Origin of the sequence: Pseudomonas sp. UYIF39 (assembly GCF_029963765.1) — a bacterium.
Taxonomy (GTDB): domain Bacteria; phylum Pseudomonadota; class Gammaproteobacteria; order Pseudomonadales; family Pseudomonadaceae; genus Aquipseudomonas.
Map to the genome: position 1 here is coordinate 1 of NZ_JALBYU010000002.1, position 21,587 is coordinate 21,587.

General features: G+C 59.3%; 20 protein-coding genes. 10 read left to right on the forward strand and 10 right to left on the reverse strand.

The window, feature by feature from the left end; genetic code table 11:
• Positions 1–140: 140 nt before the first annotated feature.
• The 3 genes from MO767_RS02950 to MO767_RS02960 form a co-directional block, all read right to left on the reverse strand.
• Positions 141–914, reverse strand: coding sequence for a MetQ/NlpA family ABC transporter substrate-binding protein (locus MO767_RS02950; RefSeq protein WP_282479348.1), 774 nt, complete (start codon positions 912–914; stop codon positions 141–143).
• Between the two features lie 78 nt (positions 915–992).
• Entirely contained in the window at positions 993–1,667 is a 675-nt protein-coding gene (locus MO767_RS02955; RefSeq protein ID WP_282479349.1) for a methionine ABC transporter permease, read from the reverse strand.
• Positions 1,667–2,674, reverse strand: coding sequence for a methionine ABC transporter ATP-binding protein (locus tag MO767_RS02960; RefSeq protein ID WP_282479350.1), 1,008 nt, complete (start codon positions 2,672–2,674; stop codon positions 1,667–1,669). The genes MO767_RS02955 and MO767_RS02960 overlap by 1 nt, the downstream gene beginning before the upstream one ends.
• 263 nt (positions 2,675–2,937) lie before the next feature.
• Between MO767_RS02960 and katE the strand changes: the two genes are divergently transcribed.
• Entirely contained in the window at positions 2,938–5,076 is a 2,139-nt protein-coding gene (gene katE / locus MO767_RS02965; RefSeq protein ID WP_282479351.1) for a catalase HPII, read from the forward strand.
• A gap of 48 nt (positions 5,077–5,124) precedes the next feature.
• Here katE and MO767_RS02970 read toward each other — a convergent pair whose 3' ends face one another.
• From MO767_RS02970 to zur, 4 genes are read right to left on the reverse strand one after another with little or no spacing between them, the layout of a single operon-like run.
• The gene (locus MO767_RS02970) at positions 5,125–5,841 is read right to left on the reverse strand and encodes a PA5502 family lipoprotein (protein ID WP_282479352.1); all 717 of its coding nucleotides are present in this window, start codon (positions 5,839–5,841) and stop codon (positions 5,125–5,127) included.
• A 37-nt stretch (positions 5,842–5,878) separates the two neighbouring features.
• Positions 5,879–6,667, reverse strand: a complete 789-nt coding sequence (gene znuB / locus MO767_RS02975; protein ID WP_056738429.1) for a zinc ABC transporter permease subunit ZnuB — start codon at positions 6,665–6,667, stop codon at positions 5,879–5,881.
• Complete coding sequence (gene znuC, locus MO767_RS02980; protein WP_282479353.1) at positions 6,660–7,445, reverse strand: zinc ABC transporter ATP-binding protein ZnuC; 786 nt, start codon at positions 7,443–7,445, stop codon at positions 6,660–6,662. The genes znuB and znuC overlap by 8 nt, the downstream gene beginning before the upstream one ends.
• Positions 7,445–7,927: a zinc uptake transcriptional repressor Zur gene (zur, locus tag MO767_RS02985; RefSeq protein WP_008155995.1), complete on the reverse strand. Its 483-nt coding sequence runs from the start codon at positions 7,925–7,927 to the stop codon at positions 7,445–7,447. Before zur ends, znuC begins: the two co-directional genes overlap by 1 nt.
• A 66-nt stretch (positions 7,928–7,993) precedes the next feature.
• Between zur and MO767_RS02990 the strand changes: the two genes are divergently transcribed.
• Positions 7,994–8,914, forward strand: coding sequence for a zinc ABC transporter substrate-binding protein (locus MO767_RS02990; protein WP_282479354.1), 921 nt, complete (start codon positions 7,994–7,996; stop codon positions 8,912–8,914).
• 53 nt (positions 8,915–8,967) lie between these two features.
• Here MO767_RS02990 and MO767_RS02995 read toward each other — a convergent pair whose 3' ends face one another.
• Entirely contained in the window at positions 8,968–9,918 is a 951-nt protein-coding gene (locus MO767_RS02995; protein ID WP_282479355.1) for a homoserine kinase, read from the reverse strand.
• A gap of 58 nt (positions 9,919–9,976) precedes the next feature.
• Positions 9,977–10,264, reverse strand: a complete 288-nt coding sequence (locus MO767_RS03000) for a DUF2782 domain-containing protein (RefSeq protein ID WP_282479356.1) — start codon at positions 10,262–10,264, stop codon at positions 9,977–9,979.
• A 74-nt stretch (positions 10,265–10,338) separates the two neighbouring features.
• Here MO767_RS03000 and polA point away from each other — a divergent pair, with 74 nt between their 5' ends.
• Positions 10,339–13,110, forward strand: a complete 2,772-nt coding sequence (gene polA / locus MO767_RS03005) for a DNA polymerase I (protein WP_282479357.1) — start codon at positions 10,339–10,341, stop codon at positions 13,108–13,110.
• Positions 13,111–13,411: 301 nt separating this feature from the next.
• Here polA and yihA read toward each other — a convergent pair whose 3' ends face one another.
• Positions 13,412–14,053, reverse strand: coding sequence for a ribosome biogenesis GTP-binding protein YihA/YsxC (gene yihA, locus MO767_RS03010; protein WP_046044882.1), 642 nt, complete (start codon positions 14,051–14,053; stop codon positions 13,412–13,414).
• 191 nt (positions 14,054–14,244) lie between these two features.
• Here yihA and MO767_RS03015 point away from each other — a divergent pair, with 191 nt between their 5' ends.
• From MO767_RS03015 to MO767_RS03045, 7 genes are all read left to right on the forward strand, one after another.
• The gene (locus MO767_RS03015; protein ID WP_008156007.1) at positions 14,245–14,535 is read left to right on the forward strand and encodes a c-type cytochrome; all 291 of its coding nucleotides are present in this window, start codon (positions 14,245–14,247) and stop codon (positions 14,533–14,535) included.
• A gap of 46 nt (positions 14,536–14,581) precedes the next feature.
• Positions 14,582–15,193 carry a cytochrome c4 gene (locus MO767_RS03020; RefSeq protein ID WP_282479358.1) on the forward strand — a complete coding sequence of 204 codons (612 nt, stop codon included), beginning with the start codon at positions 14,582–14,584 and terminating at the stop codon, positions 15,191–15,193.
• A 200-nt stretch (positions 15,194–15,393) separates the two neighbouring features.
• Positions 15,394–16,035 carry a thiol:disulfide interchange protein DsbA/DsbL gene (locus tag MO767_RS03025; RefSeq protein WP_282479359.1) on the forward strand — a complete coding sequence of 214 codons (642 nt, stop codon included), beginning with the start codon at positions 15,394–15,396 and terminating at the stop codon, positions 16,033–16,035.
• 14 nt (positions 16,036–16,049) lie between these two features.
• Positions 16,050–16,928: an endonuclease/exonuclease/phosphatase family protein gene (locus tag MO767_RS03030; protein ID WP_282479360.1), complete on the forward strand. Its 879-nt coding sequence runs from the start codon at positions 16,050–16,052 to the stop codon at positions 16,926–16,928.
• On the forward strand, positions 16,925–19,003 hold the full coding sequence (locus MO767_RS03035; protein WP_282479361.1) for a diguanylate cyclase: 2,079 nt from the start codon (positions 16,925–16,927) through the stop codon (positions 19,001–19,003). Before MO767_RS03030 ends, MO767_RS03035 begins: the two co-directional genes overlap by 4 nt.
• A 103-nt stretch (positions 19,004–19,106) precedes the next feature.
• Positions 19,107–19,889, forward strand: coding sequence for an N-acetylmuramoyl-L-alanine amidase (locus MO767_RS03040; RefSeq protein ID WP_282479362.1), 783 nt, complete (start codon positions 19,107–19,109; stop codon positions 19,887–19,889).
• A gap of 75 nt (positions 19,890–19,964) precedes the next feature.
• Positions 19,965–21,578 carry an EAL domain-containing protein gene (locus MO767_RS03045; protein ID WP_282479363.1) on the forward strand — a complete coding sequence of 538 codons (1,614 nt, stop codon included), beginning with the start codon at positions 19,965–19,967 and terminating at the stop codon, positions 21,576–21,578.
• The last annotated feature ends 9 nt before the right edge of the window (positions 21,579–21,587 follow it).

Genomic DNA, 21,587 nt, shown 5'->3' on the forward strand with positions numbered 1-21,587 from the left:
GACAGTCGACATAGATGTTGGATGTTCCGGCCCCATCGTCGGAACGCCGCCCGGAGCAAGCTCGCTCCCACAGGGGACGGTGTTCCAGGCACAAAAAAGGGGCGCATTGATTGCGCCCCTTTTTAGTTGCTTTCACCCAATCAGAACGCCGGCAATACCGCGCCTTTGTACTTCTCGAGGATGAAGGCTTTCACTTCCGGGCTGTGCAGGGCAGCAATCAGCTTCTTCATCGCGTCGCTGTCCTTGTCGTCTGGACGAGCAACGAGGATGTTCACATAAGGCGAGTCGTTGCCTTCGATGACCAGCGCATCCTTGGCCGGATCAAGCTTGGCTTCCAGCGCGTAGTTGGTGTTGATCAGCGCCAGGTCGACCTGGGTCAGCACGCGCGGGATGGTCGCGGCTTCCAGTTCACGGAATTTCAGGTCCTTGGTGTTCTCGGTGATGTCTTTGACGGTCGAAAGGATGTTGTTCGAATCCTTCAACTTGATCAGGCCAGCCTTCGCCAGCAGCAACAGTGCACGGCCGCCATTGGTGGCATCGTTCGGGATCACTACGTTGGCGCCGCCTGGCAACTCGGTCAGCGCTTTGTACTTGCTGGAGTAAGCGCCCAGTGGTTCCAGGTGCACGCCGGCAACGGCCACCAGGTTGGTGCCCTTGGCTTTGTTGAATTCATCGAGGTACGGCTGGTGCTGGAAGAAGTTGGCGTCCAGACGTTTTTCGGCCACCTGCACGTTCGGCTGGATGTAGTCGGTGAAGACTTTGACCTTCAGGTCCACGCCTTCTTTGGCCAGGGCCGGTTTAACGAATTCGAGGATTTCTGCGTGCGGAACGGGTGTGGCCGCGACGGTCAGGGTTTCATCGGCCTGAGCAGAGAACGCTGCAACTGCTGCGAGCGCTACGAGTAATTTTTTCATTCAGCTAACTCCTTGTGCGACGCCTGAATTCGGCGCCTGCCAGCGAATGGCCGGCTCATTTGTCATTTACGGGACTCTTTATTTTCTGGAAAAGTGGACAACCATTTTGTCGCCAACGGTTTGCAGAACCTGAACGATCACCAGCAGCAACATCACCGTCACGACCATCACATCAGGCTGGAAACGCTGGTAACCGAAACGGATCGCCAGGTCGCCCAAACCACCCGCGCCCACCACACCCGCCATCGCCGTGTAGGACACCAGTGTAATGGCTGTCACCGTAATCGCCGCGAAGATGCCCGGGCGGGCTTCCGGCAGCAAGGCATTGGTGATGATCTGCCGCGTCGTCGCGCCCATGGCCTGGGTCGCCTCGATGATGCCGCGATCCACCTCACGCAGGGCGGTTTCCACCAGCCGCGCGAAGAATGGCGTAGCGCCCACCACCAGCGGTGGAATCGCACCGGCGACACCCAGGGACGTACCGGTGATCAACACCGTGAACGGAATCATCACGATCAGCAGGATGATGAATGGCAGCGAACGCAGGATATTCACCGCCAGCGACAGCATTGCGTAGACGCCTTTGGCTTCCAGCAACTGTCGCGGGCTGCAAAGGAACAACAGCACGCCCAGGGGCAGGCCGAGCAAAACGGTGAACAACAGCGAACCGAAGAGCATCAGAAAGGTGTCGCCGGTGGCCAGCCAGATTTCGAACCAGTCGATATTGACGAAGAAACTTGTCAGGACTTCCATCAGCGCAGCACCTCCATGTGGACGTCAGCTGCGGTGAAGTGGGCGAACGCCGCTTCCATGTCGCCACCGGTAACGGCCAGGGTCAACTGCCCGTAGGGCACGTCTTTAATGCGGTCGATACGACCAGCCAGGATGCTGTAGTCCACACCCGTTTCACGAGCGACGGTACCCAGCAGCGGTGCGTAGGTCGCTTCGCCCTGGAAGGTCAGACGCACGATACGGCCTGGAACGTGAGCGAAGTCGTCGCGCTGCTCGCTTTCGTCGATCTGCTCGTCTTCTTGCACGAAGCGCTTGGTGGTCGAGTGCTTCGGATGCAGGAACACCTCGGCTACCGAACCTTGCTCGACGATCACGCCAGCGTCCATCACCGCGACCTGGTCGCAGACCCTGCGGATCACGTCCATCTCGTGGGTGATCAACACGATGGTCAGCTTCAGCTCGCGATTGATCTCGGCCAGCAATTGCAGGACCGACGCAGTGGTCTGCGGGTCCAGTGCACTGGTGGCTTCGTCGCACAACAGGATTTTCGGCTTGGTCGCCAGGGCGCGGGCAATGCCGACGCGCTGCTTCTGGCCACCGGACAATTGCGCCGGGTACTTCTTGGCGTGGTCGGACAGGCCGACCCGCTTCAGCAATTCGGCCACACGCCGGTCAATTTCGCTGCGGGACAGTTCACCGGCCAGGGTCAGCGGCAGCGCGACGTTGTCGGCCACGGTCTTGGACGCCAGCAAGTTGAAGTGCTGGAAAATCATCCCGACCTGCTGACGGAAGCGCCGCAGGCTGTTGGCGTCGAGTGCGGTGACTTCTTCGCCATCGACGAATATCTTGCCGCCACTGGACTCTTCCAGGCGATTGATCAGACGCAGCAGGGTACTTTTTCCCGCGCCGGAATGGCCGATCAGACCGAAGACCTGACCATTCTCAATCGTCAGACTGGTCGGATGCAGGGCGGGAATATCCTTACCGGCGACGCGGTAAGTTTTGTGGACGTTTTGAAACTCGATCACGTAGCGAACCTTGTGGGGCGCGTTGAAAAAGGATCAGCGGTTAGCCGGGCGCGCATTTTAGCCTGTCCGTATAGAGGTTATTAGCATTTATTCGGCATTCAACCTTCCATTTGGCAATAACGCGATCAAAGGTTAGAAAAAAGGAACGGCGCAAAACGTCATCAGTCACTAATTAGGCAACTCGAAAACGCCCCCGGTCCGTGCCTGGGGTATTGCTCAAGAGTCCTGGCTACGGCGGGAATCGCAACGAGGAGTTTTGTCTGATGAGTACTAAAAAACCTGCCGCAACCAAAAGCGCACTGGCCGGGACCGATACCCCGGACCGCGATAACACCAATGCCAAGCTCGACAGCCTGGAGCAATTTCGCTCCGACGCCACTGAACAGGCCCTGCGCACCAACCAGGGCGTGAAAGTCTCGGACAACCAGAACACGTTGAAAGCCGGCGCCCGCGGGCCATCGTTGCTGGAAGATTTCATCATGCGTGAAAAGATCACGCACTTTGACCATGAACGCATTCCCGAGCGCATCGTCCACGCCCGCGGCACCGGTGCTCACGGCTACTTCCAGAGCTATGAAACCCATTCCGTGCTGACCAAGGCCGGGTTCCTACAAGACCCAAGCCAAAAAACTCCGGTCTTCGTTCGTTTCTCCACGGTGCAGGGCCCTCGTGGGTCCGGCGATACCGTGCGGGACGTACGAGGCTTCGCGGTGAAGTTTTTCACCGACGAAGGCAACTTCGACCTGGTGGGCAACAACATGCCGGTGTTTTTCATTCAGGATGCGATCAAGTTTCCTGACTTCGTGCACGCGGTGAAACCCGAACCACACAATGAGATACCCACCGGCGGTTCAGCTCACGATACCTTTTGGGATTTCGTCTCTCTGGTACCGGAGTCGGCGCACATGGTGATCTGGACCATGTCCGACCGGGCGATCCCGAAAAGCCTGCGCAGCATGCAAGGCTTCGGCGTGCACACCTTCCGCCTGATCAATGCCGAAGGTAAATCGCGCTTCGTCAAATTCCACTGGCGCCCCACTGCCGGGACCTGTTCGCTGGTGTGGGATGAGGCGCAGAAACTCGCCGGCAAAGACACTGACTTCCACCGCCGCGATCTCTGGGAGTCGATCGAGATGGGCGACTACCCGCAATGGGAGCTTGGCGTACAGATCATCGAGGAGGAGAACGAACATAAATTCGACTTCGACATCCTCGACCCGACCAAGCTGATTCCGGAAGAACTGGTTCCTATCACCCCACTGGGCAAAATGACCCTCAACCGTAACCCCGACAACTTCTTCGCCGAAACCGAACAGGTCGCCTTCTGCCCTGGGCATATCGTGCCGGGGATCGACTTTTCCAACGATCCATTGCTGCAAGGTCGGCTGTTTTCCTACACCGATACGCAAATCAGCCGACTCGGTGGGCCGAATTTTCACGAGATCCCGATCAACCGCCCGGTGGCACCGTTCCACAATGGTCAACGGGATGCGCTGCATCGCTCCACCATCGACAAGGGCCGCGCGTCCTACGAACCGAACTCCATTGATAGCGGTTGGCCGAAAGAAACGCCGCCGGCAGCCCAGGATGGCGGTTTCGAAAGTTATCCAGAACGCATCGACGCTAACAAGATCCGTCAGCGCAGCGAGTCATTCAGCGACCACTTCTCCCAGGCACGGCTGTTTTTCCACAGCATGAGCAAGCACGAGCAGGAGCACATCATCTCGGCTTACAGCTTTGAGTTGGGCAAGGTTGAACGGGAGTTCATCCGCGCGCGCCAGGTGAATGAGATTCTGGCCAATATCGATCTGGAACTGGCTAAGCGCGTGGCGCAGAACCTGGGGTTGCCAGCGCCCAAAGCCGGGACGGTCGAAGTACGCAAAACCTCACCGGATCGCTCGCCGGCCCTGAGCCAGGCCAACTTGCTGCCCGCGGATATCAAAACCCGCAAAGTGGCAATCCTGGCAGCCAATGGCGTCGATGGCGCAGCGATTGATGCCATGAAGAAAGCGCTGAAGGCCGAAGGTGCGCACGCCAAACTGCTCGGCCCGACTTCTGCGCCTGTGACCACCGCCGATGGCAAAGCATTGCCGGTCGATGCGTCAATGGAAGGCTTGCCTTCGGTGGCCTTCGATGCGGTGTTTGTGCCCGGTGGCGCGGCGTCGATCAAGGCGCTAAGCACCGACGGGGTGGCGCTGCATTACCTGCTGGAGGCGTACAAGCACTTGAAGGCGATTGCGCTGCAGGGCGAGGCCAAACAGTTGCTGGATGTGTTGAAGCTGGAGGCTGATGCGGGGTTGATCGTGGGGGCGGATGCGAAGTTGATCAAACCGTTTTTTGCCGCGATCGGGCAGCATCGGGTGTGGGACAGGGAGCCGAAAGCCAAGGCGATTCCGGCTTAAGGTTTTGTATCGGTAGTCAGGACGCTCGCGGGCTTGCCCGCGATGCTTTTAGGGCTTACGCGGGCTCAGAACCATCTGCGCCGGAACATTGCGCAGAATCTGCTTCTCCAGGTTCAGATCAAAATCTGAATCGAGTTTTTTCACCCGTTTGGTCAGCAATGTGACCAACCAAGGGAAATCCTGGGTGCGTGGCGCCTGAATACTCACATCACACTGGTAATTCACCACATCGGCGGCGATCGCATCCAGTTGACGACGAAGCTTGGCCATATCAGTCAGGTTCAACGCAACTGTAGTGCTTTCAGCCGTCGGATCAATGACTTTGGCCTGAGGCTTGGCTTCGGCAGCCATGAGTGCAGCTTCGGCTCTATCCAGCTCAGCTTTACGGGCATTAACGATGGCATTGTTGACCCCACCGGTCAGCGCCGGAGCCTTGGGCATTAACACTCGGGCGCGGCTCAGCGCCGTCGCGGCAGCATTCACATCACCTTTTTGCAGCACGATCTGACTGCGGCGCAGATAGGCTTCGGCCAGTTGCCGCTGGTATTGCTCAAGGGATTGATCGTTGGGCGACTCGGCCTGCAAGGCAGCGAGTTGATCTTCAGCAGTCGCCAACTCACTGCTGGCGAGGCTTTGTTCCAGCTGTGCGATGGCCGTGGCCCGTGCACCGGTAGCCTCGGTGGCCGCCGGTGGCGTGCTTTGACAAGCGCCCAGTAGCAGCGAAAATGCGACAAGGAGCAGATAACGGGAGGCGAACGGCTTCATTCCTGCGACTCTCTATTTGCGCAAAAAACGAGCAAGTCTACACCCCTCGACGGGGCAGGACAAAACTCAGCAGAAACAGTGCGGCGGCCGTCACAACAATCGAAGGGCCCGCCGGGGTGTCCTTGAACCACGACAGCGACAGCCCGCCACAGACCGCGAGCATGCCCAGCAGGCTCGCGCCCAGTGCCATCTGCTCCGGTGACCGGGCGTGACGTTGTGCTGCAGCCGCCGGGATGATCAGCAAGGACGTAATCAGCAACACACCGACGATTTTCATCGCCACCGCGATCACCACAGCGATCAGCAACATCAGGGTCAAGCGCAACGCCGCCACCGGCAGACCTTCAACCCTGGCCAGTTCTTCATGCACCGTGATTGCCAGCAATGGCCGCCACAACGTCACCAGCAAGGCGAGAACGGCCGCGCTGCCGCCGAGTATCCAGGCCAGATCGGTCGGGCTGATCGCCAGCAAGTCGCCGAACAGATAAGCCATCAGGTCGATCCGCACTTCGTGCATGAAGCTTAGTACGACCAGGCCCAAAGAGAGCGTGCTCGGTGCGAGAATTCCTAAAAGCGTGTCGGACGCCAGCGGTTGGCGCTGTTGCAAAGTCACCAGCAACACCGCCAACAGCAGGCAGCCTACGGTGACCGCCACGGTCGGGCTGACATCCAGCAGAAAACCCAGCGCCACACCGAGCAGCGCAGCATGGGAAAGGGTGTCGCCGAAATAGGCCATGCGCCGCCAGACCACGAACGAACCCAGCGGGCCCGCGACCAAAGCCAGGGCCAGACCTGCGAGCAGGGCGTAGAGCAGAAAATCAGCCATGCTTGCAGTTATCTCCGTGAACGTGGGTAGGGGCCGACGAAGCCGCGCTGACGACCGAGCCATGCAAATCATGGGCGTGGTCGTGGTGATGGTGATAAATCGCCAGGCTTTGTGCGTTCTTTCCGAACAGCTCGACGAAAGCCGGATCACCGCTGACCTGCTCGGGATGCCCGGAGCAGCAGACGTGACGGTTGAGGCAGACCACTTGATCGGTGGTGCTCATCACCAGATGCAGGTCGTGGGACACCATCAACACGCCGCAGCCGTGGCGGTCGCGCAATCGTGTGATCAGGCTGTAAAGCTCGGCCTGACCGGCCACATCGACGCCTTGCACAGGTTCGTCGAGCACCAGCAGTTCCGGCTCGCGAAGCAATGCCCGGGCCAGCAGCACCCGCTGCATTTCGCCACCGGAAACACTTTGCACCGGGCTGTCGATCACCTGTTCGGCGCCGACTTCCTTGAGTGCCGCCAAGGCCGTGGCGCGGTCCACGCCCGGCACCAGACGCAAGAAGCGCAGCACCGACAGCGGCAGCGTCGGATCGACGTGAAGTTTTTGCGGCATGTAACCGACCCGCAGTTTCGGCTTGCGCCACACGCTGCCGCTGTCCGGTTTCAACAGACCGAGTACAGCGCGCACCAGCGTGGTCTTGCCGGCGCCGTTAGGGCCGATCAGGGTGACGATCTGCCCCGGCTCGACGCTCAGTTCGATGTTATCCAGCACATTTTGCCCGGCAAAGGTGACAGCAACCTGCTTGAGGCGGATCAGCGCGTTGCTCATCAAACCCCTTGGCAACCTGAGCAGAGGCCGACCACTTCAACGGTCTGGCCTTCCACGACAAATCCGACATCCTTGGCGCTACTGATGATCGCGTCGCTGATGGATTTCTGTTCGAGCTCGATGGCGGCGTGGCATTCACGGCAAATCAGGAACTGGCCCTGGTGGGCATGTTCCGGGTGATTGCAGCCGACGAAGGCGTTCAGCGAGGAGATGCGGTGTACGAGGCCGTTTTCCAGCAGGAAGTCCAGCGCACGGTACACGGTCGGCGGCGCCGCACGGCGGCCATCCTGCTCGCTGAGTACCGCGAGAATGTCGTAGGCACCCAACGGCTTGTGGCTTTGCCAGACCAGTTCCAGCACCCGCCGGCGCAAGGCGGTCAGGCGCAGGCCTTGACGTGCGCACAGAGCATCGGCCTCAGACAATGCGCTATGGACGCAATGAGAGTGGTCGTGGGGACGGCTGGCAATCGGTGTTTTAGGCATGAGCGGCGACGAGTTTTGTGAGAGACGTTATTATGTTACCCGTTCTCGCCTCTTCGAGTGGTCATCGTGTCCCGACTTTTTTCTATCTTTGTCGTATTTTCCGCAAGTTTTCTGCTGATCAGTTCAGCTCACGCGGAAGTCAAAGTTCTCACCAGTATCAAGCCTCTACAGCTGATCGCGGCGGCGGTGCAGGACGGTGTGGCGATTCCGGAAGTCCTGCTGCCGCCTGGTGCCTCGCCTCATAACTATGCCTTGCGCCCATCCGACGTACGGAAGGTGCAATCGGTGGATCTGGTTTACTGGATCGGTCCGAGCATGGAAGGTTTCCTGCCACGCGTGCTGAATGGTCGTACGCTTCCCAGCGTCGCCGTGCAGGATTTGCCTGGCCTGAAACTTCGACATTTCGCCGAAGATAGCCACTCCCATGCGGAAGAAGCCGACGAACATGATCACGATCACCGTCCCGGCAGCCTGGACGCGCACTTGTGGCTTTCGCCGGTCAACGCCCGTGTCATCGCCACAAAAATGGCTGCTGACTTGAGTGCAGCCGATCCGGCCAATGCCGCGCGTTATCAGAGCAACCTCAAGGCGTTCGATGAGCGTCTGGATGCAATGGATCTTCGCTTGAAAGCGCGTCTGGCCGGCATCGCGGGCAAACCGTACTTCGTATTCCACGAGGCCTTCGACTACTTTGAAGACGCCTACGGCCTCAAGCACGCCGGCGTATTCAGCGTCGCCGCCGAAGTCCAGCCCGGCGCCCAGCACGTCGCGGCGATGCGCACTCGATTGCAGGAAGTCGGCAAAACCTGCGTGTTCAGCGAACCGCCTCTGCGTCCGCGCCTGGCGGAAACCCTGGTGGCGGGTCTGCCGGTGAAGCTGGCGGAACTGGACGCGCTGGGCGGCTACACGCCGGCGACCGCTCAGGGGTATGAGCAGGTGCTGGAGAAGTTGGGGAATGATTTGGCGGGGTGTCTGGAGTCGTTGTAGCCCCATAAAAAAGATCGTCCGAACGCGGCCCGCGTTCGGATGATCTTTTGACTTTAAAGCGCGAAAGGCAAATGAGTACTGACCTTCTGCCGCTGCGCCAGACGCTGCTGAAACTCCATCGGATCGTGAATCAGCACGTCCTGCCCGGCAAACGACTCGGCAGCGATCAACCGCGACAACCAGAACCGCACACACGCTACCCGCAGCATGGTCGGCCACAACTCCGCCTCGGCCGCCGTGAACGGTCGCAGCGCTGCATAAGCGCCAAGCAGCGCCCTTGCCCGCGGCCCGTCGATCAACCCGCTCTCGTCCGAACACCAGTCGTTCAACGCAATGGCCACGTCGTAGAGCATCGGCCCAGAACACGCGTTGTAGAAGTCGATCAACCCGGTCAGGTGCGTGCCTTCAAACATCGCGTTATCGCGGAACAGGTCGGCGTGGATATTGGCCCGCGGCAGCGCCAGAATTTTCGTCTTTTGCTGTGTGATTTCGTCCAGTGCCCGTTGCAGCAGATCGCTTTGCTCGGCATCGAGGTGCGACAGCAACTGCGTGCCCTCTTCCAGCATCCAGTCCAGGCCGCGATCGGTCTTGCGCTTGATCATGTTGGCCTGGGTCGCCAGATGCAGATGGCCGAGCAACTCGCCCACCTGAGCGCAATGCTGCGCATTGGCTTCCTTGATGTGCTTGCCGGCCAGACGTGGCTGTAACAGCGCAGGTTTACCGGCCAGTTCGCGCAAGGCGACGCCGTCGGTGGTGCGCAAGGCATAAGGCACTGGCAGGTCGGCGTCATGCAGCACGTCGAGCAGTTCAATGAAAAACGGCATCTCCTGAACCGGACCACGCTCAACCAGGGTCAGGACAAATTCGCCCTGCTCCAGGCTGATGAAGAAATTGGTGTTTTCGCTACCGGCGGCAATCCCCTGGAAATCAAGCAGGCGGCCGAGCCCGTAAGGGGCGAGAAAGGTTTCCAGCTCAGGCCGAGCCAGCGGGGTGAACACAGACATGTTTGAACTGCCAGTACGGGCGCCGCTGCTTGAGCCAGCGCCGATTGAAATTAAGAAACTACTTCCACTCAAAGATCTTCCACGACGGAATCAGCATATCCGGCTGATCCGAGCGGATGAAGTTTGCATCTGTCCCGTCCGCCCGCACCAGAAAATACGGCGGTGCGCCCTTCGGTGTGACCTTGATCGCATACAGGAAACCGTTTTGACGGTACTCCTGGATGGTTTTATCCCCTTCCGTGCGGATAGTGACTTCCGGCTCCGGTGTCGCTGCATCCGCCGCCATGACGGCCAACGGAACGGATGCAAACAACCCAGCCAGCAACAGGCGATTTAGTGTGCGCATGATAACCTTGTCCCTTTGTCGTCAACGGTCCCGCTATTCTAGCGCCGGACCCGCCGAAAAGGTTGATCCTGCTCATGAGCCAAGCCCCCCTCGTCCTGGTGGACGGTTCTTCTTACCTGTACCGCGCCTTTCACGCCCTCCCGCCGCTGACCACTTCCAAAGGTTTGCCAACCGGTGCGGTCAAGGGCGTGCTGAACATGCTCAAGAGTCTGCGCAAGCAGTACCCGGGAAGTCCGTTCGCCGTGGTGTTCGACGCCAAGGGTGGGACATTTCGCGATGACATGTACGCCGAATACAAGGCCAACCGCCCAAGCATGCCCGACGACATGCGTGTTCAGATCGAGCCGCTGCACCAGAGCGTGATCGCCCTGGGCTTCCCACTCCTGTGCGTCGAAGGCGTCGAAGCCGATGACGTGATCGGCACCCTGGCCCGCAGCAGCGCGGCGGCCGACCGCCCGGTGGTGATCTCCACCGGCGACAAGGACATGGCGCAGCTGGTCGACGGCCACATTACCTTGGTCAATACCATGACCGGTAGCGCGCTGGACGTGGAGGGCGTGAAGGAGAAATTCGGCGTCGCTCCCGAGCAGATCATCGATTACCTGGCACTCATGGGCGATTCTTCCGACAACATTCCGGGCGTTCCGGGCATTGGTCCGAAGACCGCTTCCGGCCTGTTGGTGGGCGTGAACGGCGGCCTGACTGAGCTCTATGCTCAGCTCGACATCGTCCCAACCCTGCCGATTCGCGGGGCCAAAACCCTGCCGGCCAAGCTCGAAGAGCACAAGGAGATGGCGTTTCTCTCCTATCAATTGGCAACCATCAAGATCGACGTGCCGCTGGATATCGGCCTCGACGACCTGCAAATGGGCAAGCCGGATCACGACAAACTCGCCGAGCTCTATACCCTGCTGGAGTTCAAGAGCTGGTTCGAAGAGAACCAGCGCGACGCCAAGCGTTCCGGCCAGGAAGTCGTCGCTCCGGTGGCTGAAGAAGCGGCTGTCGGCACCGAACTCAAGTACACCACCATCCTCACCCAGGCTGATTTCGACCTGTGGCTGAAGAAGCTCAACGACGCCAAGCTGATTGCCTTCGATACCGAAACTACCGGCATCGATGCGCAGCAGGCGCAACTGGTGGGCCTGTCTTTCGCTGTACAAGCCAACGAAGCTGCCTACATCCCGCTGACCCATTCCTACATGGGCGTGCCGGACCAGCTCGATCGCGACACCGTGCTGCGCGCGCTGAAGCCGATCCTGGAAAACCCGAGCAAACTCAAGGTTGGCCAGCACGCCAAATTCGACATGAACATCCTGGCCAACTGCGCCATCGGTGGCGATCAGGGCTGCGGCATCACCGTACAAGGCGTCGCTTTCGACACGATGCTCGAATCCTACGTGCTGGACTCCACTGCGACCCGCCACGACATGGACAGCCTGGCGCTCAAGTACCTGAATCACACCACCACCAGTTTTCAGGACATCGCCGGCAAGGGCGCCAAGCAACTGACCTTTGACCAGATCTCCCTGGAGCTGGCCGGGCCTTACGCCGCCGAAGACGCCGACGTAACGCTGCGCCTGCATCAAACCCTGCTGGAAAAACTCAACGCCATCCCGAGCCTGAGCAAGGTCCTGAGCGAAATCGAAATGCCGTTGGTGCCGGTGCTGGCACGGATCGAACGCCAAGGCGCGCTGGTCGATGCCAACCTCCTGGGCATTCAGAGCGTTGAGCTGGGCGAGAAAATGGTCGCCCTCGAGCGTGAGGCATTCGCCATTGCCGGGGAAGAATTCAACCTCGGCTCGCCGAAGCAATTGGGCGTGATCCTGTACGAAAAACTCGGCCTGCCAATCCTCAGCAAAACCGCCAAGGGTCAGGCGTCCACCGCCGAAGCCGTGCTGGCGGAACTGGCCGAACAGGATTTCCCGCTGCCCAAAGTGCTGATGCAGTACCGCTCGATGAGCAAGCTGAAAAGCACCTACACCGATCGCCTGCCAGAGCAGATCAACCCGCGCACCGGGCGCATTCATACCTCTTATCATCAAGCCGTCGCGGCGACCGGGCGTTTGTCGTCCAGTGATCCGAACCTGCAGAACATTCCTATCCGCACCGCTGAAGGGCGTCGGATTCGTCAGGCGTTCGTCGCACCCAAAGGCTACAAGCTGCTGGCAGCGGACTATTCGCAAATCGAACTGCGAATCATGGCTCACCTGGCCAAGGACGAAGGTTTGCTGCACGCGTTCCGCAATGACCTGGACGTGCACAAGGCCACCGCAGCGGAAGTCTTCGGGGTTGAACTGGCAGAGGTCACCACCGACCAACGGCGCAGCGCCAAGGCGATCAACTTCGGCTTGATCTACGGCATGAGCGCGTTTGGCCTGGCCAAACAGATTGGTGTTGATCGCAAGCAATCCCAGGCCTACATCGACCGATATTTCGCCCGTTACCCAGGCGTGCTCGAGTACATGGAGCGCACCCGCGCCCAGGCCGCCGAACAAGGTTTCGTCGAAACCATCTTTGGTCGTCGCTTGTACCTGCCGGAAATCAACGCGAAAAACCCGGCCCTGCGCAAAGGTGCCGAACGCACAGCGATCAACGCCCCGATGCAAGGCACCGCGGCGGACATCATCAAAAAAGCCATGATTGCCGTGGATAGCTGGCTGACAGCATCAGGCCTGGACGCCAAAGTCATCCTGCAGGTGCACGATGAATTGGTTCTGGAAGTGCGCGAGGATTTGGTCGACCAGGTCCGCGATGAAATTCGCGCGCACATGAGCGACGCAGCGAAGCTTGATGTGCCGCTGTTGGTAGAGGTGGGTGTAGGAAATAACTGGGATGAGGCTCACTGAACCGTCTGAAAAGGAGTTTTCCGCTGCGGCATAGTGCCGCGGCAGAAAGACCGAAGGGCTCTTAGTTCGGAAAATGCGCTGTGCTATTCCAAAGGCTTTTTAAAAAATTCTGAACTAATCTCCTGAATCGCCACTCAGAGTTACTGAATGGGTGGTGAAGCCCTTCGATGCTCCTAATGTTGTGTTAAGTGTTGGCAGATATCTGGACCCCGCCCTAACGGTCCGGAACTTGAACCCCGGAACTTCCCCCTCCCCATAAGAAGTCCGGGGTTTTTTTTGCCCGCGGTTTTTGTAAATGAGCTTACTCCGCGAGCTCGGCGCCCTTGTCCGCCAGTTCCATCCAGCCCGCCAGTACAGTGTAGGCGTCTTCCAGACCCATGCGTTTTGGCGCCGAGAACAACTGGATGCTGATCGCATCTCCCCAACCCTTGCGGATGTCTGCCTGAACCTTGAGCAGGACGTTTTTCGCCGCGCCGTAGGTCAGCTTGTCGGCTTTAGTCAGCAAAATGTGCATTGGCATGCCGCTGGCGACAGCCCAGTCGAGCATCAGCAGGTCGAAGTCGGTCATTGGATGACGGATGTCCATCATCAAAATCAGCCCCTTCAAACTCTCACGACCACCCAGATAGGCTTCCAGGTGACGCTGCCAGTGCAGCTTCAACGGGATAGGCACTTTCGCGTAACCGTAACCCGGGAGGTCGACCAGACGACGATCATCGTCTAGCTTGAAGAAGTTCAAGAGCTGCGTGCGACCCGGAGTTTTCGAGGTTCGCGCAAGACTGGCGTGCGTCAAGGTGTTCAGCGCACTGGACTTGCCGGCGTTGGAACGCCCGGCGAAGGCCACTTCAAAGCCTTCATCGTCCGGGCATTGGTCGACTTTGGCAGCGCTGAGCATGAAGGTGGACTGTTGGCACAGGCCGAGGATGGGGTTCTTGAGTTGCATGGGATTTCCGATGTGGGCGGCGCCGGGAATGGACGCGGCGAGCAGTGTCGTTTCCGTTTCAGTGACGCCAGTATATAATGCCGCAGATTTTGTGTGCGCTTTGTCCCAGCGTAGGATGAAGTTCACGAGAGCGATTGACCTTGATTGCGCACTAGAACGCAGAACGCTCTCAACCCTGAAAAGGTCGTTTTATGACGAAATGGCTGCTAGCTGCCGGTGTCTTGATGCCGCTTTACAGCGCTCAGGCTACACAGGATCCGGAAGCTGTGTACAACCGTGTTTGTGGTGCCTGTCATTCCGGCCAACTACCCATGGCGCCCAAAAAGGGCGATCAGGAAGCTTGGACGCCGAGGTTGGCGAAAGGTATGGAGACGCTGGTGCAACACGTGACCCAGGGTTTCAAGGCGATGCCGCCGCGTGGTTTGTGCATGGACTGCAGTGCCGAGGATTACCAAGCAATCATCCAGTGGATGAGCGAGTGATCCCGGTCCATAACTCTTTAACCCTTAGCCGTAGTTGGATTAGCTGATGAACAAATTGATCGTGAGTCTGCTGTTGACCGTGGGGATCTCCGGCATTGCCCATGCTGCAGGTGATGCGACTGCTGGTCAGGCGAAAGCCGCAGTATGTGGCGCCTGTCATGGCCCGGATGGCAACAGTATGGCGCCTAACTTTCCGAAACTGGCAGGCCAGGGCGAGCGTTATCTGAACAAGCAGCTACACGACATCAAGTCCGGCAAACGCACGGTACTGGAAATGACCGGCCTGCTGACCAACCTGAGCGATCAGGATCTGGCCGATATCGCCGCCTACTTCGCCAGCCAGAAAGGCAGTGTTGGCGCCGCCGACCCGAAAGTCGTTTCTCGCGGTGAAGCACTGTTCCGCGGCGGCGACCTGGCCAAGGGCCTGCCAGCCTGCACCGGTTGCCACTCGCCAAATGGCGCGGGTAACGCAGCCGCCGGCTTCCCACACTTGGGCGGCCAGCACGCTCAATACGTTGCCAAGCAACTGACCGAATTCCGCAAGGAAGAAGCCGGCCGCACCAACGATGGCGACACCAAACCGATGCAGACCATCTCCAAAAAACTGAGCGACGAAGATATCGCAGCGGTGTCCAGCTACATACAAGGCCTGCACTAAGGCCGGCGACCCGGGCGTGGCGCGAGGCTTACATCTCCTGCAACGTTAACGCTCTATTAATCCGTCGCAGCAAGTATAAAAAGGGTGGCTTAGGCCGCCCTTTTTTGTGGCCGCTGCCGTTACACTACAGAACTCAAGCCCGCCAGGACCTGTCTGAAAACAGGTCGCGCGAGGCGACCCAAATTGTCCAGGAGTAAAGCATGCGTAATCTGATCATCAGCGCCGCACTCGTCGCTGCCAGCCTGTTCGGCATGACCGCCCAAGCGGCTGAAGCACCCGCAGCGCCTTATGTCGAACTGACCAATCCCGTCCCGGTAGCCGTGCCTGGCAAGATCGAAGTGGTGGAGCTGTTCTGGTACGGCTGCCCGCACTGCTACGCTTTCGAACCCGTGATCAATCCATGGGTTGAGAAACTGCCTTCCGACGTGAACTTCGTCCGCATTCCGGCCATGTTCGGCGGCCCGTGGAACGCACACGGCCAGATGTTCCTGACTCTTGAAGCCATGGGCGTCGAAAACAAGGTTCACGCTGCGGTGTTCAACGCCATTCAGAAAGAACACAAGAAGCTGGTCGACAAGAATGAAATGGCGGATTTCCTGGCCACTCAGGGCGTAGACAAGGACAAGTTCCTGGCCACCTTCGACTCCTTCGCCATCAAGGGCCAGATCGTCAAGGCCACTGAACTGGCCAAAAAGTATGAAATCTCCGGCGTTCCAACCATGATCGTCAACGGCAAGTATCGCTTCGACGTGGGCTCTGCCGGCGGCGCCGAGCAAGCATTGCAACTGGCCGACAAGCTGATCGACAAAGAGCGAGCGGCTAACAAGGCTGCTGCCAACTAAGCGCGGCGACTGCCATGCGTCGCTGGGGCACTGAACGCGTCGTTGGCCTGCATGATCCGCGGGTCAACGAGCATCATCTGGAATCGACGGGCCTGCCTGCGGACAGCCGTCTGCGTCTGCTCAGTTTCAATATCCAGGTCGGCATCAGTACCGAGCGCTATCACCACTACCTGACCCGGGGCTGGCAGCATCTGTTGCCGCACACCGGACGTGCCGACAATCTGCAAAAGATCGGCAATCTGCTGGGCGACTTCGATCTGGTCGCCTTGCAGGAAGCCGATGGCGGCAGCTTGCGATCAGGCTACGTCAACCAGGTCGAACACCTGGCCCAGCTCGGCGCATTCCCCTACTGGTATCAACAACTCAATCGCAATCTCGGACGCCTCGGCCAGCACAGCAATGGCGTGCTCAGCCGCCTGCGCCCGTGGGCGATTGAAGATCATCCGCTACCGGGGCCCAAGGGTCGCGGGGCGATTCTGGTGCGCTTTGGCGAAGGTCCTGAGGCGCTGGTGGTGGTCATGATGCACCTGGCGCTGGGCGCTCGCGCCCGCAGCATGCAACTGGCTTACATCCGCGAGTTGATCGGCGGCTATAAACACCAAGTGCTGATGGGCGACATGAATACCCATGCCAGCGACTTGCTGCAAAACTCCCCGTTGCGTGACCTCGGCCTGCTCGCGCCGCAACTGGAAGCGACGTTCCCTAGCTGGCGCCCGCAGCGCTGCCTGGACCATATACTGCTGAGCCCCACCCTGACCCTTGTAAAGGTCGAGGTGCTGGCACAACCCATTTCCGATCACCTGCCGGTCGCGGTAGAGATTCGTCTGCCGGGTTCGCTCACGGCCGATGCATTGCCCGCGTTGAGTCCTGCCCCTCGCGGATCCCATGAATGAGCGACGAAGCACAGCGCTGGAAAGAGAAATACCTCAAAAGCATCGAACAACAGGAAAAGCTTGAACGTCGATGGGACGCCCGGCTCGACCTGCTGCGTCGTGGCCTGGTGCGCAGCACGCTGGCAGCCGAGGGCACCGACCGCGCCGTTGACCAATGCATGAAGGAAATGCGTGAAGTCGTGCGCACCGACGACATGGACGCCGGCTTGGCCGCCCTGCTTCCGCGGCTGGAAAAAGCCGTGCTCGACTCAGAGCAACGCCGGGAAACCCGGGTTAATCAGACCAGCGCTGCATTGACCGCGCTGGTCTCGCAGCTGCAAACATTGCCGCTGCCCCGGGAAGTAAGCCGGCCGCTGAAAAACTTCGCCAAGCATCTGGATGCAAGAGTCGGGCAGGCGCGCGAAATTCCGTTGCTGCTCAGCGAACTGAGCGGTCTGCAAGGCAAGGCCCTGAATCAGCTTGAAAACCCGGCAGAACCCGGCCGCCCTGGTTTGCTGCAGCGACTGTTTGGTAGCCGTGAAGCGGATGAAGCGGTATTACAGGTTGCCTCCGGCACCTTCCCGACGCCCGCCCCGCAGCCAGCCGAAGTGGTTGCTGTGCCTCATGCCGAGCCCCCACAGGTAACTGTCGATCTCGCGCCAAAGGTCGATAAGCCGCAAGTGGCCGCCGCACAAGTTGCCGTGCCCGCTACTGCATCCGAGCCACCGACGATCGAGGCTTCGCCCGCAGCAGCGCCCTCTCCTGCGGTCGTAGCGTTTGTCCCGCCGGTGCTTGAGCCGGAGCGAGCACGCGCCCAGACTCCAGAAATGCAACCGCAACCGGACATAGAACATCCGGAAGAACCCGCTCCATCAATCATCGAGCCAGAAATACAGGCTCAGCCGACTATCAATCCCGACGAACTGACGCAGGTGGTCTATCTCGACAGCCTGCCGCTGCCCCCGGCCATGGCAGAGGTGTTGGCCGCCGTAGACGCCGAACAATCCGAGCCGGATGTTCTCTACGCCCTGCCGGACTCACCCGAGCCGTCCTACAGCTCGGTGGCCAAGCATATCGAAGACACGCTACTGGGCCTGCTCGACGACCTGACGCTGCCCGAGCGTCATCGTCCGCAAGCCGAAGCGATGCGTGATCGCCTGCAAAACGGTTTGAATTGGTACGAACTGCTGCCGATCCTCGACGATCTGGCAACCTTGATGCTGGCAATCACTGACAGCGGCCAGCATGAATTCGAAGCCTACTTGCAACAGCTAAACGAACGCCTCGAGTCGTTTCAAAGCAACTTGCAAGCCGCCAGCGAAGGCCATGCCGACAACCGTTCCGCCGCACGCGAGATGGACACGCAGATCCGCGAGCAGGTCGACGGCTTGCAGAGCAGCATGCAGGAAGCCGCCGACCTGGACGATCTCAAGCACGTCCTGGAAAACCATCTGGAAGGCCTGCTCGGCACCATGGACCAGCACCAGAAGCAGCGTGACGAGCGCGAGCAGGAAGTTGCAGCCCGCCTTCATGGTCTGGCCGAACGCGTTGCGCACATGGAGCAGGAAGCCCTGGGCTACCGCGAGCATCTTGAAGAGCAGCGTCAGAAAGCCTTGATCGACCCGCTCACCGGCCTGCCTAACCGCGCAGCTTGGAGCGAACGGCTGGATCACGAAATCACCCAATGGCAGCAACACGGCAACACCCTGTTGCTGGCAATGCTCGACCTCGACCATTTCAAACGCATAAACGATAACTATGGTCACCTGGCGGGCGACAAAGTACTGAAAATCATCGCCAGCGTGCTACGCAAGCGCCTGCGCGGGACGGATTTCATTGCTCGGTTCGGCGGTGAGGAGTTTGTCCTGTTGATGCCAGACACAGTGCCATCTGCTGGTGCGAAACTGCTGGAAAAGCTGCGCGCCTCGATCGAAGCCTGTCCTTTCCACTTTAAGGGTGAGCCGGTAACCATCACCATTTCCATGGGCCTGACTGCATTCAAGCCCGGCGAACATAGCGATCTGGTCCTTAAAAGAGCCGATCAGGCCCTATATCGCGCGAAACATGCCGGCCGTAACCAAGTGGCACTGGGCTGACGGTCAATTGTTCCATTTTGTTTAAAACTTCGCGTTGGCCGTCTGCGCGCGAGGCAGTACGTTACACTGTTGCATTACTGTCTTGCGTGTATTGCCTTCAGCCATGAAATATCTATCTCTCATCGTGTCGCTGATTCTGTTGGCCGGTTGTGCCAGCGGCCCCCGGGTCGACACAAGTCACCCCTCAGCCAACTACGACAGCCGCATTCAGTTCGTAGTGGTGCACTACACCTCCGCGTCACTGGAGCGTTCGCTGCAACTGCTGACCCACGGCGAGGTCAGCAGCCACTACCTGATTGGCGACGACAAGGGCGCCACCATCTACAAGTTGATGGATGAAAACCTTCGAGCCTGGCACGCCGGGGAAAGCGAATGGCAAGGCCGGACCTGGTTGAACTCCAGCTCCATTGGCATCGAAATCGTCAACCCGGGTTTCAAGGAACTCCCGAGCGGAGGACGCTTCTGGTATCCCTACAGCGAAGACCAGGTCCAGTCCCTGATCGTCCTGCTCAAGGACATCAGCAAGCGTTACGCCATCAATCCCCGCAGCATCATCGGCCATAGCGACATCGCCCCGCTGCGCAAGCTCGATCCGGGGCCACTGTTCCCCTGGAAGCGTCTGGCTGCCGAAGGCCTGGGAATCTGGCCGAATGAGCAGGCGGTAACGCGTCAGCAAGCACAGTTCGAAGTACAACTGCCAACTATCAGCTGGTTTCAGACACAGTTGGCCCGCGCGGGTTATCCCACGCCGCAAACCGGCGAACTGGATGTTGCGACACATCATGTGATTGCGGCCTTCCAGATGCATTTCCGACCGTCACGTTTCGATGGCACACCGGATGCGCAAACCGCGGCACTTCTACAAGTCTTGAACCAGACAAAATAATGACGCCCGCCCGACGGTCAGGGCTTTTTTCCAATCAGCAGCTATAACTCATTGGTAATTCTTCGGATATTCCCTATGCCTGCTGCTCGAGAGACACTACGTAGTTGGTTCTTTCGCCCTTGGTTTTTGGCGATACTGGCTGCTGCCTTGAGCGCGACACTCCTGATGGCCGGCAGCCTGTTCGTGGCCATGCATCAAGTCGAGCAGAGCGAAAGCGAAGAAATGAATGCCCAGGGCGAGCGCTTCCTTGCTCGCCTGGAGCAACTATTCGGGCAGTTGCGTGAAAGCCTCGACGACCTGGAAGCCCAGCCGTTACGCGGCTGCGATGACGAAATGATCGCGACCTTGCAACAGGTCAGCTTCAATTACCGTTTCGTTTACGAAGCCGCTTATATGGACGCCTCGCGGATCTGTTCCAACCGCCCCCGCCAGGAAGGGCTGTCGATGATAAGACCGCCAGACATCAAGGGGCCGACCTACAGCTACTGGCTGAACACCACCACCGAACCCGATGAAAACCGCGCCGCGCTGATGCTCGGACGTGGCAATTTTCGTGTCGCGACGTCTCGCGGGCATTTGACCGACATGGTCGACTTGCCACCCGGAAGCAGCCTGCTGGTGGTGCTCGACCACGGTACGCGCGCGATTCCGGTACTGGGTGTCTCGCAGGTCTGGCCACCAACCGAACCCTGGCCCCCGAAAAGCCTCGACGCGCTACAAGTGACGCATTCCCGCTTGATTTACCGCATGCCCACCAACAATCCGGAATACCAATTGGTGCTGATCAGCCCGCGCACTGGTATACGTGTGCCCGCCGTCTGGTGGTGGTTGCTGCCGGCCAGCCTGGCACTCGCCTTATGCGTGGGTTTTCTGGTGCTTTTGCTGGTGCGCCAGCGACAGTCGCTGGACGCCGAACTGAGTGGTGCCATACGACGAGGCGAATTGCAGGTTCTGTATCAACCGATCTTCGACCTCGAAAGCCGCAACTGTGTCGGGGCAGAAGCCTTGCTGCGCTGGCGACGGCCGGACGGCACCCTGACCAGCCCCGACCTGTTTATTCCGATGGCGGAGAACACCGGCCAGATCCGCCAGATGACCGACTTCGTCCTGCAACGCCTGCTTGAGCAGCTGGGTCAATTGTTGCGGGCCAATCCGCAACTGTACATCTCGGTCAACCTGGCGGCCTGCGACGTCATGGTGCCGCGTATCGGTCAGGTAATGGCGCGACTGTTGACCTTGCACCGCGTCGCGGCAAAGCAAATTGCCTTTGAGGTCACTGAGCGGGGATTGATCGATGTCGTGGTAGCCCGGGAAAACCTGCAGGCCTTGCGGGATGTCGGGCATCAAGTGCTGATTGATGACTTTGGCACCGGCTATTGCAGCCTCGCCTATCTGCAAACCCTGCCAGTCGATTGCCTGAAAATCGACAAGGCGTTTATCGATGCGCTGGGGCATGACGCGGCGAGTAGCGGGGTCGCACCGCACATCATTCACATGGCCCAGGCCCTGCAACTCAAGGTGATTGCCGAGGGCATCGAACTTGAATCCCAGGCTGCGCTTCTGAGCAGTGAAGGCGTGAAGTTCGGTCAGGGTTGGCTATTCGCCCATGCGTTGAGTGCGGTGCAGTTCATCGAGCTGATTACCCGTGGTCGCCGATTGGCTGCCCGACGTCTCGATGACGAAGCCTGAAGCGGCTGC